The 16,185-nt window shown below is 58.6% G+C and carries 15 protein-coding genes, 2 tRNA genes and 2 rRNA genes; 12 read left to right on the top strand and 7 right to left on the bottom strand.

The annotated features are described in order from the left end of the window. Window positions 1-21: 21 nt before the first annotated feature. Together ED661_RS01765 and ED661_RS01770 are read right to left on the bottom strand one after the other, a co-directional pair. Window positions 22-309 (bottom strand): DUF1330 domain-containing protein, encoded by a 288-nt coding sequence (locus ED661_RS01765; protein WP_122072226.1) that lies wholly within the window; start codon window positions 307-309, stop codon window positions 22-24. Window positions 310-313: 4 nt separating this feature from the next. Then, on the bottom strand, window positions 314-1,015 hold the full coding sequence (locus ED661_RS01770; RefSeq protein ID WP_122072227.1) for a GntR family transcriptional regulator: 702 nt from the start codon (window positions 1,013-1,015) through the stop codon (window positions 314-316). Between the two features lie 107 nt (window positions 1,016-1,122). Here ED661_RS01770 and ED661_RS01775 point away from each other — a divergent pair, with 107 nt between their 5' ends. The 10 genes from ED661_RS01775 to ED661_RS01820 all read left to right on the top strand — a co-directional run bounded on the left by ED661_RS01775 (window position 1,123) and on the right by ED661_RS01820 (window position 11,764). Further along, entirely contained in the window at window positions 1,123-1,725 is a 603-nt protein-coding gene (locus ED661_RS01775) for an amino acid synthesis family protein (protein ID WP_122072228.1), read from the top strand. Next, complete coding sequence (locus ED661_RS01780) at window positions 1,697-3,451, top strand: alpha/beta fold hydrolase (protein ID WP_122072229.1); 1,755 nt, start codon at window positions 1,697-1,699, stop codon at window positions 3,449-3,451. Before ED661_RS01775 ends, ED661_RS01780 begins: the two co-directional genes overlap by 29 nt. A gap of 5 nt (window positions 3,452-3,456) precedes the next feature. Further along, entirely contained in the window at window positions 3,457-4,494 is a 1,038-nt protein-coding gene (locus ED661_RS01785; protein ID WP_122072230.1) for an LLM class flavin-dependent oxidoreductase, read from the top strand. A 26-nt stretch (window positions 4,495-4,520) separates the two neighbouring features. Further along, window positions 4,521-5,984 carry an aldehyde dehydrogenase gene (locus ED661_RS01790; RefSeq protein WP_122072231.1) on the top strand — a complete coding sequence of 488 codons (1,464 nt, stop codon included), beginning with the start codon at window positions 4,521-4,523 and terminating at the stop codon, window positions 5,982-5,984. Between the two features lie 106 nt (window positions 5,985-6,090). Then, window positions 6,091-6,789, top strand: a complete 699-nt coding sequence (locus ED661_RS01795; RefSeq protein WP_122072232.1) for a fumarylacetoacetate hydrolase family protein — start codon at window positions 6,091-6,093, stop codon at window positions 6,787-6,789. Window positions 6,790-7,289: 500 nt separating this feature from the next. Beyond that, window positions 7,290-8,336 carry a TRAP transporter substrate-binding protein gene (locus ED661_RS01800; protein ID WP_122072233.1) on the top strand — a complete coding sequence of 349 codons (1,047 nt, stop codon included), beginning with the start codon at window positions 7,290-7,292 and terminating at the stop codon, window positions 8,334-8,336. Window positions 8,337-8,410: 74 nt separating this feature from the next. Continuing rightward, a complete protein-coding gene (locus ED661_RS01805) occupies window positions 8,411-8,992 on the top strand; it encodes a TRAP transporter small permease (RefSeq protein WP_122072234.1) in 582 nt (193 codons plus the stop codon). Next, window positions 8,989-10,494 (top strand): TRAP transporter large permease, encoded by a 1,506-nt coding sequence (locus tag ED661_RS01810; RefSeq protein WP_122072235.1) that lies wholly within the window; start codon window positions 8,989-8,991, stop codon window positions 10,492-10,494. The genes ED661_RS01805 and ED661_RS01810 overlap by 4 nt, the downstream gene beginning before the upstream one ends. A 132-nt stretch (window positions 10,495-10,626) precedes the next feature. Next, on the top strand, window positions 10,627-11,076 hold the full coding sequence (locus ED661_RS01815) for a thioesterase family protein (protein WP_122072236.1): 450 nt from the start codon (window positions 10,627-10,629) through the stop codon (window positions 11,074-11,076). Between the two features lie 70 nt (window positions 11,077-11,146). After that, on the top strand, window positions 11,147-11,764 hold the full coding sequence (locus tag ED661_RS01820; RefSeq protein WP_122072237.1) for a hypothetical protein: 618 nt from the start codon (window positions 11,147-11,149) through the stop codon (window positions 11,762-11,764). Between the two features lie 74 nt (window positions 11,765-11,838). On the opposite strand, the gene ED661_RS01825 is transcribed toward ED661_RS01820, so the two are convergent. Together ED661_RS01825 and ED661_RS01830 are read right to left on the bottom strand one after the other, a co-directional pair. Next, a complete protein-coding gene (locus ED661_RS01825; protein ID WP_122072238.1) occupies window positions 11,839-13,053 on the bottom strand; it encodes a winged helix-turn-helix domain-containing protein in 1,215 nt (404 codons plus the stop codon). Beyond that, on the bottom strand, window positions 13,053-14,078 hold the full coding sequence (locus ED661_RS01830) for a LacI family DNA-binding transcriptional regulator (RefSeq protein ID WP_122072239.1): 1,026 nt from the start codon (window positions 14,076-14,078) through the stop codon (window positions 13,053-13,055). Before ED661_RS01830 ends, ED661_RS01825 begins: the two co-directional genes overlap by 1 nt. A 168-nt stretch (window positions 14,079-14,246) precedes the next feature. On the opposite strand from ED661_RS01830, the gene ED661_RS01835 reads away from it, so the two are divergent. Then, window positions 14,247-14,323, top strand: a tRNA-Arg gene (locus ED661_RS01835). A 611-nt stretch (window positions 14,324-14,934) separates the two neighbouring features. Then, window positions 14,935-15,216 (top strand): hypothetical protein, encoded by a 282-nt coding sequence (locus tag ED661_RS01840; protein ID WP_122072240.1) that lies wholly within the window; start codon window positions 14,935-14,937, stop codon window positions 15,214-15,216. 172 nt (window positions 15,217-15,388) lie between these two features. Here ED661_RS01840 and ED661_RS01845 read toward each other — a convergent pair. The 3 genes from ED661_RS01845 to ED661_RS01855 all read right to left on the bottom strand — a co-directional run. Next, window positions 15,389-15,465 (bottom strand) — tRNA-Met (locus tag ED661_RS01845). A gap of 177 nt (window positions 15,466-15,642) precedes the next feature. After that, window positions 15,643-15,757: ribosomal RNA gene (gene rrf / locus ED661_RS01850) — 5S ribosomal RNA — on the bottom strand. Window positions 15,758-15,961: 204 nt separating this feature from the next. Further along, window positions 15,962-16,185 (bottom strand): 23S ribosomal RNA (locus ED661_RS01855); the annotation flags it as partial.

Below are 16,185 nucleotides of genomic sequence, written 5' to 3' on the forward strand. Positions count from 1 at the left end.
GCCAGCGAAAAACTACCGGGATCAGCAGCCTGCGACGATGGTGATGCTGGCCTCGCAGGCCCCGGCGCGGCGGGCACGCGCCTCTTTGTATTCGGGCGAGTTGTAGCAGTCACGGGCCCGTTGCAGGCTGTCGAACTCTATCACCACGTGGCGTTGCCAGCTCTCACCTTCAAATGTTTCCGCTTCACCACCCCGCGCCAGGAACCGGGCGCCATGCTGCTGAAAGGCCGCCGGAGCGACCGCCTGATAACCTGCATAGGCCTCTGGGTTGGTGACTGTGACATGGGCGATCCAATAGGCCTTGGCCATCGTGCTATTCCTTTTCTTCCCCTGAAAGCAGCCGTTCGGCCACGGCGGAGGCATCCGCCAGATGGGTCTCCACCGCGCGCTGCGCCGCCGCTGCATCGCCCGCCACGATGGCATCACAGATTGCCTGCATATGGGACAGCCCCGGCTGGGTGCGATCCGAGGACGAAAGCGTCATCGCCCGCAACCGGCTGATCCGCCCGTTAAGCCGATTGACCACCTCCCAGGCGATATGATGACCCGCGGCCTCAAACATCACCTGGTAAAACCCGGTCGAGGCCTTAAACAAGGCCCCCGGCAGCGCCTCTGAAGCGTTCTGCGCAAAGGCCTGTTTCAGCGCTTCAAGCGCAGCCTGCAACTCCGCGTGCAAACTGGCGGACCCCGACTGGGCGCAGGCCATGGCAGCTGCGGTTTCCAGCATGCGACGGATCTCGTAGATCTGGCGCGCATCCTCCCAACTCAGCGGCGCCACGATGGGGCCGCGATTGGGCAGGATCTCCACCAGACCTTCGGCCTCAAGATAGCGAATCGTCTCGCGGATCACCGTCCGGCTGACTCCCAATTGATCACAAAGGGGCCGCTCCACCAGACGTTCACCCGGCGAGAACACGCCAGAAATGATCGCCTCACGCATTTTCTCCTGCACGATTTCACGAAGCGTTGCAGGCGGTTGTTCGATTTTCAGCTGAGCCAGAGCGGGGTTTTCCATGGCTTCTACCTACCAGCCCCCTCAAAAAGAGACAACTAATTCTTGACGGACGGGATTATGGTATACCATATGTCAGTAAAACAGTTTCACTCCAATTCAGGTGCCCCATGCCCGCAATCATTCGCAAAACCCTGCTGCACGTCGAAGAAACCCTGATCGAGGGCGGCAAAGAGGCCGCCACGCCGCTCAAGATGATTGCTGCCATTGCCGTGATCAAAAACCCTTGGGCCGGGCGCGGCTTTGTGGATGATCTGAAGCCGGAAATTCATGACTGCGCGCCGGGTCTGGGCGAGATGCTGACCAAGATGGTGCTGGATGCTGCCGGTGGCGGCGACAAGGTCGAAGGCTACGGAAAATCCGCCATTGTTGGTCTGGACGGCGAGGTCGAGCATGCCTCGGCGTTGATCCACACCCTGCGCTTTGGCAACCATTACCGCGAAGCCGTTGGCGCCAAGAGCTACCTTGCCTTCTGCAACACCCGTGGCCCGGCCAATGCACCGCTGATGATCCCCCTGATGGACAAGAATGACGGCGGCCGTCGCTCGCACTACCTGACCATTCAATGCTCGGTCGCTGACGCACCCGCCGCAGATGAGATCGTCGTGGCCCTTGGCGCCTCCATTGGTGGTCGCCCCCATCACCGCATTGGCGACCGCTACCAAGACCTGAAGGATCTGGGCCATGACGTCGACAACCCTGCAGCTGTCTGAGCCCTTCGGGACCCTCAGCTATCGCGCAGCCGGTCGCGGCGAGCCTTTGGTACTGATCCACGGGGTTGGCATGCAAAGCGCCGCCTGGGGTCCGCAGCTTGAGGCACTGTCAAAGAGCCACCGTGTGCTGGCGCTGGATATGCCGGGCCATGGGGGCAGCAGCCCCCTGCCCGAAGGTTCCGACCTGCCGGATTACATCGCCTGGCTCAAAGCCGCGCTTACGGCGCTCCAAACAGGCCCCGTCAATCTGGCGGGTCACTCCATGGGCGCGCTGATTGCAGGCGGCTTTGCCTGCACCCATCCCGAAATGCTGCGCCGGGTGGCACTGGTAAACGGTGTCTTCCGACGCTCGGATCAGGCCCGCGAAGCCGTGCTCGCCCGCGCCGCCGAGATCAAGGCCGGTAAGGTCGATCTGGAAACCCCGCTCAGCCGCTGGTTTGGCGACAGCCTAATTGAGCAACAGGCCCGTGCCCAGGTGGCGAGCTGGCTCGCCTCGGTTGATATGGGCGGCTATGCCACCGCCTATGGCGCCTTTGCCCGCGGTGATGCCACCTATGCCGACCAATGGGGGCAGATCACCTGCCCACTGCTGGCGCTGACGGGGGACGCCGATCCCAACTCCACCCCAGCCATGTCACGTGCCATGGCGGAACAGGCCCAGCGCGGTGAGCTGGAAATTCTGCCCGGCCGCCATATGGTTAATCTAACCCTGCCTGATGCAGTGACCGATAGCCTATCCCGCTGGCTGCGCCGCCCCGAAACCGCCCCCGATGAAACGTCGGACCAAACCAAGGAGACCCCAATGGCCCCTGCCCCGCTTGATCCCCGCGCCTTGCGCGATGCCTTTGGCACCTTCATGACCGGCGTCACCGTGGTGACCAGCCACGACGCGGCAGGCACGCCCCTGGGCTTTACAGCCAACTCCTTTTCCTCGGTCTCGCTGGACCCGCCTTTGGTTCTGGTCTGCCTCGCCAATGGCTCAAAAAACTATGATGCCCTGACCCAGGCCTCTGGTTTTGCGGTGAATATCCTGGCCGAAGATCAGAAAGACATCTCCAACACCTTTGCCCGCCCCTCCGAGGATCGCTTTGCAGCGGTGGACTGGCAAAAGGGCCCGCAGGGCTCGCCCATTCTGGCAGGCGTCTCGGCCTGGTTCGACTGCAGCATGCATAAAACCGTTGAGGCAGGCGACCACGTGATCCTGATCGGCAAGGTCGAAGCATTCGACACCAGCACCGCCCCCGGCCTGGGCTATGCCCGTGGCGCCTATGTCACCCCCGCAGCTGAGGCCGAAGCTCTGGCGCAGGGCGCCAATCTGGTGGTCTCCGCCTTGATTGAGCGCGCCGGAGAGGTGCTACTGGTTGATGATGGCAATGGCGGGCTGACCCTGCCACAAAAACCCGTGGGGCGCGCTGGGGCTTCGGTCGCCCTGACCGAGCTGATCGCCGCCTCAGGTCTCGAAGCGGATCCAGGGTTTATCTATTCAGTTTTTGAAGATGGTGCGCGCGAACACCAGCATATCTCGTTCCTGTGTCAGGCCGCCGGTGGCGCGCCAAAGCAGGGCTGTTTCACGCCGCTTAGCGACTCAACCATGATGGAGGTGACCGACCCGGCCCTGCGCATCATGCTGGAACGCTTTGCCAGTGAAAGCCGCATGGGCAATTACGGGGTATTTTACGGCAACCAGATCAGCGGCGATGTCCGCAAAATCGTGTCAGGGAGTTGAATGACATGAAGTTTTCCTTGTTTGCGCATATGGAGCGCATTTCGCCCGACCAGGACCAGAAGCAGCTTTATGATGAATTCATCGAGTTGTGCAAAATCGCCGATCGCGGCGGTATGCATGCCATCTGGACCGGTGAGCACCACGGGATGAATTTCACCATCTCGCCCAACCCGTTTCTAAACCTCGTCGATGTGGCCCGCCACACCGAGAACGTGCGCCTCGGCACCGGCACGGTAATTGCGCCCTTCTGGCATCCAATCCGCCTCGCGGGTGAGGCCGCCCTGACTGACATCATCACCGAGGGTCGGTTGGATCTTGGCATTGCCCGCGGCGCCTATTCCTATGAGTACGAGCGCATGATGCCGGGCATGGGCGCTTGGGAGGCAGGCCAGCGCATGCGCGAGCTGATCCCCGCCGTGCAGAGCTTGTGGAAAGGTGACTATGCCCAGGAAGGGGAATTCCATTCCTTCCCGAAAACCACGTCCTCGCCCAAGCCATTGCAGCAGGACGGCCCACCGATCTGGGTTGCCGCCCGCGATCCCAACAGCCACGAGTTTGCCGTTGCCAATCACTGCAACGTACAGGTCACGCCACTGTGGCAAGGCGATGGTGAGATTGAGAGCCTGATGGGTCGCTTCACCGATGCCTGCGCCAAGTTCCCGGACATCCCGCGCCCCAAGATCATGCTGCTGCAGCACACCTATGTCGCCGATAGTGCCGAGGACGTGAAGCTGGCGGCAGAGGAGCTGAACCGGTTCTATTGCTATTTTGGCGCCTGGTTCAAAAACGAGCGCGAGGTCGAGCAGGGCCTGATCGCACCGCTCTCGGATGAAGAGATCGCAGCGCATCCTTTCTACTCCCCCGAAGCGATGGAACGTGATCTGGTGATCGCGGAACCCGCAGGCGTGATTGAACGGGTCAAGAAATACGAGGCCCTGGGCTATGATGAGTATTCATTCTGGATCGACTCCAGCATGAGCTTTGAGCGCAAGAAATCCTCGCTTGAGCGTTTCATCAACGAGGTCATGCCAGCCTTCGCCTAAAAGCCTGCCGTCGCAAAGGACAGATCATGCAGCAGTTTCACCACTATATCGGCGGCCAGTTCGAGGCCGGATCCGCGCAGTTCGACAGCCTGGCCCCTGCCACCGGCAGGCCCTGGGCCAAGATGCCGGAAGCCAGCTCGGCGGATGTAGACCGGGCCGTTCAGGCTGCAGAAGATGCGTTCTTTGCTCCGGATTGGGCCGATATGACAGCCAGCCAGCGTGGTAAACTGCTGCTGAGACTGGCGGATCTGGTGACGGAAAACGCCCAGCATCTAGCCGAGCTGGAAACCCGCGACACCGGCAAGATCATCCGCGAAACCTCGGCCCAGATTGCCTATGTGGCGGAATACTACCGCTACTACGCCGGGCTGGCGGACAAAATCGAGGGCGCACATCTGCCGATTGATAAGCCCGATATGGAGGTCTGGCTGCGGCGCGAACCGCTGGGCGTGGTGGCGGCTATTGTGCCGTGGAACTCGCAATTGTTCCTGTCGGCAGTCAAAATTGGTCCGGCGCTGGCGGCGGGCTGCACCGTGGTGCTCAAGGCGTCTGAAGAAGCCCCGGCACCAATGCTGGAGTTTGCCCGTATCTTTGATCAGGCGGGGTTCCCGACGGGTGTCTTGAACGTGATCACCGGTGGGCCAGAGGCAGGCGCAACGCTCACCTCGCACCCAAGCGTGGCCCATGTCGCCTTTACCGGTGGGCCGGACACTGCCCGCCATATCGTGCGCAACTCTGCTGAAAACCTGGCCTCTACATCGCTGGAGCTGGGCGGCAAATCGCCTTTCATCGTTTTTGAAGATGCCGATATCGAAAGCGCAGTGAATGCACAGATCTCAGGTATTTTTGCCGCGACTGGGCAAAGCTGCGTTGCCGGTTCGCGGCTGGTGATTGCAAGCACGATCAAGGATGAGTTCCTGGCGCGGTTAAAGGAAAAGGCCGAGGCCGTGGTCATTGGGGCCCCGGATGATATGGCAACCGAGATTGGCCCGCTCTGCACCAAGGCGCAGCGCGACCATGCGCTGGCCTTGATCGCCGCCTCCACAGAGGCCGGCGCCAAGTTGGTCACTGGCGGCAGCGCGCCGGATGGTCCGGGCTATTACTTTCCGCCAACCATTCTGGATTGCTCAGAGGCACCAGATGCCCCCTGCCTGAATACCGAGTTCTTTGGCCCGGTACTGTCGGTGGTCAGTTTTGACACCGAGGCCGAGGCGCTGAGGATTGCCAATGACACCAAGTTTGGCCTCGCCTCTGGTGTGTTCACCCAGAGCCTGACACGGGCGCATCGGATGATCCGGGGCATTCGCGCCGGCATCGTCTGGGTCAATACCTATCGGGCGGTCTCTCCCATTGCGCCCTTTGGCGGCCATGGATTGTCGGGACACGGACGCGAAGGCGGGCTGCAGGCTGCGCTGGATTACACCAAGGTCAAAGCCGTCTGGCTGCGCACCTCGGATGAACCCATCCCCGACCCCTTTGTGATGCGCTAATCACAAAGCGCATCCTTTCCTATAGGCAAGGCGGAATATCTCCTTATGGTGGCACCACATAGGCAGAGGCAGGTTCAAACCTGCCGCCAGAAATAGAGGTGCTGACATGCCAGAAACCCTGTTCCCACTCCCCGAGCCCCTGACTATCCCGGTACAGGGCGAAACGGCAGAATTTCCCATTGGCCGGATCTTTTGTGTGGGCCGCAACTATGCCGCCCATGCCGCCGAAATGGGGGTCGAGGTCGACCGCGAGGCGCCGTTCTACTTCACCAAATCCAGCGCCAATGCGATGCTGTCTGGCGGCTCTGCCCCCTACCCTCCGGGGACCGAGAATTTTCACTACGAAATGGAGCTGGCCCTGGCCATTGGCGCACCGGTGTTTCGCGCCACACCACAAGAGGCCCGTGCTGTCATTTATGGCTACGGCTGCGCTCTGGATATGACCCGGCGTGATCTGCAGATCCGCGAACGCAAAAAGCAGCGCCCCTGGGATCTGGGCAAAGACCTGGAGCAGGGCAGTGTGTTTGCCCCAATCACCAAGGCCAGCGACTGGGGACCAGTGGCAGATCAACGGATCTGGCTGACCCTGGACGGGGAGACCAAACAGGACGCCACCCTGTCAGAGCTGATCTGGTCGGTCGAGGAAATCATCTGTCACCTGTCCGGTTTCTACCATCTGCGCCCTGGTGATCTGATTCTCACCGGCACCCCCGCAGGTGTCGGCCCCGCCCTGGCTGGGCAGCATATGCAGGGTGGAATCACCGGTCTCGCGCCAGTCTCGTTGCATCTGTCAGACGCCGAGTAGGATTCAGCCTCAGAGGCGGATCAGGTACGAAAGATGCAACGCAATGTGTGCTCGGTCCATTCGCAAAGGCAATTCCGCTTTGCATATTAGAGTTCTAACAGCTCTTGCAGCGACAAAGATCTGCACCATCGCCCAAGGGAGAGGGGCGCCTGCCTGCGCGATCTTGTCGCCTTATTGTCTGGCCGTGAGGGATTGAAAAACGTATTGCATAATGTTGATATGTATCACACAGTTGGTCAGCGCGGAAAACTTGTAACACATTTTACTGTATGGGGAGGCGGGAACTGATGACATCTCTGATCGCCAAATTCATGAGTGAAAAATACATGATCCGGCATTGATAGTTACAAATGCACCCAATAGCAGGGGGTCAGCCCGTTCGTTTCGCGAACAAATCCCGACCCTCCGGGAACAAAATGGAAAGAATCGCGCCTCTTGTTGCAATATCGTTTTCCGGTAGCAATAGGATGGTAAAATATAAGGTCAAAGGGAGGAATCATATGACCACTCGTAGAAAGCTTCTTGGAGCTGCCGGCGCCGCCGCCATCGTAGCCCTGAGCGCCACTTCGGCATTTGCCGAAAACGTAACCCTGAAACTGCACCAGTTCCTGCCAGCCCAGGCCAACGTGCCAAAGCTGATCCTTGATGTCTGGGCCGACAAGGTCGAAGCGGCCTCCGGTGGCGAGATCACCATCGACCGCTTTCCGTCCATGCAGCTGGGCGGTAAGCCACCAGAGCTGATGGACCAGGCCATCGACGGCGTTGCAGACATCGTCTGGACCGTGGTTGCCTATACACCTGGCCGCTACCCTTCGACCGAAGTCTTTGAACTGCCCTTCATGATGACCAATGCCCGTGCCACCTCGCAAGCCTATTGGGAAATGTTCGACAAGCACATGAAAGACACCGAGTTCAAGGACGTCAAAATCCTGGGCACATGGGTTCACGGCCCCGGCATCATCCACACTTCTGATCCGGTTGAAACCCCTGCCGATCTGCAGGGCATGAAAATCCGTGGCGGTGGCCGTTCGGTCAACTCGCTGCTGACACAGCTGGGTGCAACCCCCGTTGGTATGCCCGTACCTGCGATCCCCGAAGGCCTGTCCAAAGGCGTGATCGACGGCACCACCATCCCATGGGAAGTCACCGCAGCATTGAAAGTGCCAGAGCTGGTTGAAAGCCACACTGAGTTCACCGGCAAAGCGCTCTACACCCTGACCTTTGTTCTGGCGATGAACAAAGAGAAGTACGAGAGCCTGTCCGACGCCCAGAAAGCCGCAATCGACGAGAACTCCGGTCTGGAATTCTCGGTCTTTGCGGGTGGCACCATGGCCGATTCCGATGGCCCATCGCGTGAAGCTGCGCTGGACAACGGCAACAACGTCATTACCCTGGACGAAGAGCAGACCGCTGAATGGCGCAACCTGGCCCAGCCCGTCTATGACAAATGGCTGGCCGACATGACCGAAAAAGGCATCGACGGTCAGGCGCTTCTGGATGAAGCCTCCTACCTGATCGAAAAATACACGCCACAATACGTGAAGTAAGCTAGAAATACAGTCAAAGGGCCGCAGCAGCACCTGGTGCCGCGGCCCTTTGCGCACAATAAAGGGTTTAAACCATGCACAAGCTCATGATGGGGCTGGCCAGAACCATGGCCATTATCGGCGGTATGGTCCTCTCTCTCCTGATCATTATGACCTGCCTGTCGATTGTCGGCCGTTTGCTTAATGGCGTCTTCCACGGCGATATTATGCAGTCGATTGCACCGGGGTTTTCGGACTGGATGATCACCTGGGTAGGGCCAATCAATGGCGATTTCGAATTGGTTGAGGCAGGTGTTGCCTTTGCGATCTTTGCCTTTATCCCGCTCTGCCAGATCTCTGCCGGACATGCCGCAGTTGATGTCGTCGCCAATGCATTCCCTCGCGGTGTAAACCGCTTTTTGCGCATGGTCACTGAAATCCTGTTTGCTGCCGTCCTGGTGCTGATTGCCTGGCGACTGGCTGCGGGCACCATCAGTAAATTTGGCAATGGAGAGACCTCTTTCCTGCTGGAGTTCAAGGTCTGGTGGGCCTTTGGGGCCAGCCTGTTCGGCGCTGTCATTGCCGCCGTGCTTGGCCTCTATATGGCTGCCGTCCGCACTTATGAATTTTTTACCGGCCGTATCCAGATCTGGGACGGCGTGGAGGGTGAACAGTGACTACTCTTGAAATTGGCATTGCCTCCTTTCCGGTTCTGATGGGGCTTATCTTTCTGCGGGTGCCGATTGGCCTGTCGATGTTTCTCGTTGGTCTGGGTGGCTTGATCCTGGTCACCGATGGCACCCAGGTGGCCTTTGGCCGTCTCAAAAGTGAGACCTACACCACCTTCTCTTCCTATTCGCTGACCATCGTGCCGATGTTCCTGCTGATGGGCCATTTTGCTACCCTGGGTGGCATGTCCTCGGCGCTGTTCAAAGCCGCCGAAGGTTTCCTGGGCCACAAAAAGGGCGGTGTTGCCATGGCCTCGATCGGGGCCTGCGCCGGCTTTGGGGCGATCTGTGGCTCCTCGCTGGCAACAGCAGCCACCATGGGCCGCGTCGCCCTGCCAGAGCTGAAGCAATATGGCTATGCCGGTGGCTTCTCCACCGCCACATTGGCAGCGGGCGGCACCCTGGGCATTCTGATCCCGCCCTCAGTGGTGCTGGTGATCTATGCCATTCTGACCGAACAAAACATCGCCAAACTGTTCCTCGCGGCCTTTATCCCCGGTCTGCTGGCGGCGATCGGCTATGTCATCGTGATTTCCATCTACGTGCGCCTCAACCCCAAGGCGGCAGGCACCCGCCCTGCCATTCCCTGGTCCGAACGCATGAGCAATCTCGTCAAGGTCTGGCCAGTGCTCATGGTCTTTGGCCTGGTTGTAGGCGGCATCTACGGTGGGTTGTTCACCCCGACCGAGGGTGCGGCAGTGGGCGCATTCGGCACCGGCTTGATTGCCTGGATGAACGGCGGGCTGGACCGCCCCAATCTGGTCGACAGCTTCATGGTGACGGCACGCTCCACCGCGATGATCTTTTTCATCGTGCTGGGGGCCGGCTTTTACAATGGTTTCCTCGCCCTGACCAAAGTGCCACAGGAACTGGCGGATTTTGTTGTCAGCCAGGGCTATAGCCCCTGGATGGTTCTGGCGCTGATCCTCGCCTTCTATCTGGTCTTTGGATGCCTGATGGACAGCCTGTCAATGATCCTGCTGACAATTCCAATCTTCTTCCCGGTGATCTCAGTCATGGACTTTGGCCTGCTCTCGCTGATCGACATGCAGGCAAGTGCCGCGATGGAGGTGCTGAGTAACGGTGTGCCTGAAGGCATGGGAGCAGAGATGCTCGCCTCGATACAAGATGCCATTGCAACGGGCACTGAACTCACTCGCGAGCAGATGAAGGAACTGGGCATTCGGGTCACCGAGGGTCGCGTCAACCGCATCGAGTCTGAATATGTCGCCATCTGGTTTGGTATTCTGGTGCTCATCGTGGTCGAAGTGGGCCTGATTACACCTCCGGTTGGGATGAACCTCTTCATCATCAACGCAATGGATCGCAAGACCAAGATGATCGATACCTACAAGGCGGTTATGTACTTTGTCGCCTCCGATATCGTCCGGGTGATTATCCTGGTGATGTTCCCGTTTATCACTCTGCTGCCGCTGTATCTGTTGTACTAAGCTCCGGCACAGGTAGACTAAAATACGCCCTCTCCCAGCCTGCTGGGAGAGGGCTTTTTGTTAAGGGTGGTTTGAAAGATCCCCGCCTCAAAGTTAGATTGGCGCACCCTCAGCGCAGGCAAGGAACTCAAGATGCCAAAACAAGTTGGTAGAACCGGCGACGACGCCGCCTTTGTCCACAGTATCCGCGTTGGCTGGGGCCACTGTGACCCGGCACAGATTGCCTATACCGGCCATTTGCCCAGTTTTGCGCTGGAGGCCATCGATGCCTGGTGGGAGCACCACCTGGAGGGGGACGGCTGGTATCAGATGGAATTGGATCGCGGCACCGGCACGCCTTTTGTGTCGATGAACTTCGAGTTCCGCTCGCCCGTCACCCCGCGTCATCGTCTGGAGTGTGAGGTCTGGCCCGCCGCCATTGGCAATAAATCCGTGACCTTTCGCGTCGATGCGCGCCAGAACGGCACGCTGTGCTTTGAGGGCCGTTTCACCTGTGTTTTCATCGATCCGTCAGAGTTCAAAGCCCGCCCGGCCCCGGCAGATTATCGCGCCGTGATCGAGGCGAACCTGCGCCCGGAATGACATCAAATGCAAACAATTGCCTTGGCAGTTGAACACAAACGTCAAGCCCCAGAACAAGATTGGAAACACAATGCCAAACTGTCATTGGTTCGGAACACTTGAGGATCACACAGCTATCCTGAGCGAGATAATCGGTGCCGGTGAGGTCGATGTTTACGAGCTGGCATCTCAACCGGGCCAAAACGTTCGCGCTTTTTCGAATGTAGAGGATGTTCTTGCTGAGTTTGACGTCCCCCACCAAGACGGGAGCGCGCGCTCGCATGTCTTTTTGAACTTGTGGGTCAAGGGATCAGGCCCCAACCCGGAGATCGAGAGAAGGCCGTTGGATCCAAGCCAAAACAATGGCACTTCGTGGAAAGAGCGAACTGGGACCATGGGCTTTGTCGATTTTGTTCTCGAACGCCCAAGTGACGGCAGGCTACGTCATTCACAAACCAACACCGTGAGCGAAACCCGGATGGGGGCAGAAGACGGCATCTTCACCGACCACAAGGGAGAAAGCTGGGACGTTCGACTGACCAACCGTTATTCGGCCAGGTTGAACCGGTTAATCCGAAAACATGCAGTGGCAAAAGTCGCTTCCATGTCGGTCCTTCCGGGGGCTGCCCAGTTTTGGGAAGAGGGCGGGGATTTCGATGGCCACTACAGCAAAGTAAAGAACGCCGCCTATTATCAGCCCCCTGCCTGACAAAACCCGCCCCAGACACAGGGCCTCGGAACGAGGCTCCGTCTGACCTGCCAGTCAAAAAGTTTGCGGTCTTCTTAAATCGGCTCCCGCAGCCAGCCATCCGCAAAAGCAACGCTCTTGACGCCAGAAAACCGCGCCACCCGCTCAAGTTCCGCCTCCAACCGCTTGATGCGCGCAGGCGTGAAGGTCACACGGCGCTCGGGCCACAACCCGGTCACCCGCAGGCAATCCGCTGCACGGTCCGCCTTCATATCGATGCGACCCACCATTTTCTGCCCTTCGATCAGCGGAAAGACATAGTAGCCATATTGCCGCTTGGGCGCCGGGGTGAAGACCTCGATCCGGTAGTGGAACCCAAACAACCGCTCGGCCCGTTTGCGGTCGCGCAGCATCGGGTCAAAGGGGCTGAGCACTCGCATCCGCCCCGGCGCGGGCCCCAGCTCTTCGGCCTGCTCAATCACCCCAGGACGGGCAAAACACTTGCGCAGGCTTCCATCCGTGGCTGCAATCTCGATCTCTTCGATCTCGCCACGGGCCTTGGCCTCTTGGCACCAGCTGCGCGCCTCGGCGTTGCTGGCCGTGTCCCAGAACGCGGCAAGCTCTCCTGGCGTGGCAAAGCCAAGCCGGTCCAGGGCATTGTTGCACAGCCAATCGACCGTTTGCCCCGGATCCAGCTGATCTGCGGGCGCATGGAACGCCTCCTCTATCACCCGCTCCGTCAGATCGTAGCGCTTTTGAAACCCTGAACGGCCAATCACGGTCAGCGCCCCGGTGCGCCACAGATACTCCAGTGCAGTCTTTGACGGGTGCCAATCCCACCAGCCGCCCGAGCTCTTTTTCTCATCCTTGCCCAGATCAGACGAACTAACCGGCCCATGATCGCGGATGTGAGTGAGCACCCTCTCAAACTGTTGCTCAAACCCGTCACGCCGCCAGTTGCGCCAGCGTTTGCGCAGCAAGTCTTCATCCCGCTGAAACCGCAGATGCCACTGCGGATAATAGGCCAGCGGGATCATCGCCGCATCATGGGTCCAGTGCTCAAACAGGGCACCGCCGCCATGATAGAGGTCAGTCAGGTGTTTGGGACGATAGCTGGGGCGGCGGGAATAGAGGATCATATCATGGGCGCGGGCCACAGTGTTGATACTGTCGAGCTGCACAAAGCCCAGCCGGGAAATCAGCTGCAACAGGTCCGCACCTTTGGAGCCTCCGCTTGGCGACTCCAACAGGGCGTGACGATCCATGAACAGCCGCCGCGCCTGTGTGTTGTCTAGGCGCGCCATAGCCATCAGCGCCGCTTGAGCGTGTCACCAAAGGAAATGGTGGGGGTCAGGGTGATATGATGTTCTTGCACCGCTTCTGGGTCATCCAGCTGCGAGGCAATGATCTCGGCCGCCTTGCGACCAATCTCCAATCGGCAGGCATCCATGGTGGCCAGCTGACGCGGCAATCCCTGCAAGAGCTCAACCCCGTTGAACCCGGCCAGGCCAATCTGCCCCGGCACATCAATGCCCTGATCCATCAGGTGCAACAACCCGCCCGCACCAATCATATCGTTGGAATAATATAGGAAATCGAGTTCAGGTGAGCGTTCCAGCATCTCTTGCGTCATCTCGCGCCCCTTTGCCAGAGCCGAGCCACCGGAATAAAACGCGCGATCCTCAATCTCGACGCCTTCCTTCGCCAGCGCCTCGGTAAAGCCCTCGAACCGCTTACGGGCCCGGTGGTCCAGCGGCATCTTTGTGCCCATGAAACCGATATGTCGATAGCCCGCCTTGAGGATGGCTTTGGCCATCTCGCTGCCTGCACGGCGATGGGAAATCCCCACCATGGAATCCACCGGCTTGCCGTCCGTGTCCATGATTTCCACCACCGGGATACCTGCAGCATTGAGCATCGCCCGTGCCGCTTCGGTATGTTCCAGCCCGGCAATGATCACCCCAGAGGGCCGCCAGGACAGCATCTCATAGAGAACTTTTTCCTCTTTTTCAGGCTGATAATCCGTAACCCCGACCACCGGCTGCAATGGGGTATTCTCCAGCACCTGGTTGATGCCTGTCAGCACTTCGGGAAAGACCATATTGGACAGGGAGGGAATGATCACCGCCACCAGGTTGACCCGCTTGGAGGCCAGCGCCCCGGCAATCTTGTTGGGCACATAGCCCAGCTCCTTGGCGGCGGTCAAAACCTTGACGCGGGTTTTTTCAGAGACATCTCCGCGGTTTCGCAACACCCGGCTTACGGTCATCTCTGACACGCCTGTGGCTTCTGATACATCACGTAGGGTGAGCGGGCGCTTGGTTTCCGTGGTCACGTTCTAAGGCCTCATATTTTCTGCTGCTTTCAGGTTAGCCAGTGCGCGCGCGCAGTACAATGGGGCGGCGCAGGAAAGGCACGCGACAAAACCATAGAATAAACAATTGCCAAGGCCCTGCGCCTCATTGTGATAGCCCAGAGGATTTGCTATCGCGTAAACAGGCCCGGCCCCGTGGCTCAACTGGATAGAGCAGCCCCCTCCTAAGGGGCAGGTTGCAGGTTCGAATCCTGCCGGGGTCGCCAAATAACCTTGAAAATCAAGTAGGTTACTTGGAGCGCGATAGCGGCGCACAATCTGAACATCAGAACATGGCAGGAACAAATGCCGCTCTGGCAGGAGCAGATTGCACATATCCTGCACAGTCTGCTCACAAGGGTCTGAGTCGGGGAAAAGAAAACACCGGGGCAGCGGCAACTGCACCCGGCGTCAAAATTGCTAAGAAACCTCTCGGCTCTTGCCGCAAGAATACCACTTCTAGAGGCAAAAGCGCAATCTCCTTGTACGGTAAGGATGGCCATAAGCGCATTGCCAAGGCTGTTGGTTTCGCACTCACTATTGGTAGCACCGCCGCCTGACATGCTCTGACCATCCTGCTGATTGCTCGCCTTACTGAGGCTGAGCGCGCAGGATTGGCGTATTCGGCAATGCGCAGCCTGGACGAAGACAACGCCTATGCTGTGGCCGCCCTCGCCATCTTTGGAGTGTCCAAAGGGGAGGTTGGGGCAATGCCCCGGCCTTAGTCGCCCTGTGCCCTCAACTCCAGCCCTCACCATTGAGCAGGGGGTAAGACAGACAGTTTATAGAGTAGAGAGATGGCTTTGCCCAGGATGAAGTCTCAGCTCTACGCACCACCTTGCCATGGGAGGTCGAAGGGCTAAGCCGCGTTGAACGCGTGGTGGCCTTCCTGGAAGATCTGCCCGTCACCCAAGGTTCATTGGCCGACACAAAATTGCAGATCCGCGATTGGCAGCGCGACTTCCTTGAAGCTATTTATTCCGAAGATGAAACCGGACAACGCCCAGTGCGCACCGCCGTTATGTCCATGGCCCGCAAGAACGGCAAAACGCAGCTGGTGGCCGGTCTGGGTCTTTGTCATCTTCTAGGCCCTGAGGCAGAGGGACGGGGCGAGGTCTAGCTTCACGCCCCGCCTGCTTCCACAGTACTTCCAAAGCGCCCAGAAGACGTCTAGCCAACTTAACTGGTGTTTGCTGTGCGGTGTAGCACCACCGTAGCACTGCCCATATAGCATTAACGCGCAAAGCCACCCCGAAGGGGCTTTGGTGTCGTGTTCTACTTTACAAGTATATTGGTTGCGGGAGTAGGATTTGAACCTACGACCTTCAGGTTATGAGCCTGACGAGCTACCGGGCTGCTCCATCCCGCGACACTTTATTTGGGCTACCGCGCGGAGCGCTATTTGAGCCCGTTTGTCCTCTTGCCCGTTGGGCTACTTGAGGACAATTGCAGTATTGCCGGTAGCAATTCTGCGTGTCCCCTTCAGGGCGATTTGATCTGAAGGGTATTCTTAATGTTATCGTTTTGAGATTTTGGATTTTACTAGGTTTGGCAGTGACCTACTCTCCCACGACTTAAGCCGCAGTACCATTGGCGCAAAGGCACTTAACTTCCGGGTTCGGGATGGGACCGGGTGTTTTGCTCTCGCTATCGCCACCAAACCAAGAAAAATCCAAGTCCGACCCTCTTGGCTCCGCCAAGAGGTCGCGCGGCAGGCAGGGTATTTGCTTTAGCAAATGCCCGTTGCCGCACGTCAGTAATGTCACCGAATGTTTCGGTTTTCACAGCTGATATCGGAAGAAACAATCAACATTAAGTCTTTGTCATGTGGTGCTTATTTGGTTCTTGGCTGTCTATTACTAGATCAGATCAAGCCAATCGGGCGATTAGTACCAGTCAACTGAACGTGTTACCACGCTTACATCTCTGGCCTATTGACGAGGTGGTCTACCTCGGCCCTCAGGGATACCTTGTTTTGAGGGGGGCTTCCCGCTTAGATGCCTTCAGCGGTTATCCTGTCCGAACATAGCTACCCAGCACTGCCGTTGGCACGACAACTGGTCCACCAGTGGTTCGTTCACCCCGGTCC

The organism is Pseudophaeobacter sp. EL27 (assembly GCF_900313025.1).
In the GTDB taxonomy this organism is placed as follows: Bacteria; Pseudomonadota; Alphaproteobacteria; order Rhodobacterales; family Rhodobacteraceae; genus Pseudophaeobacter.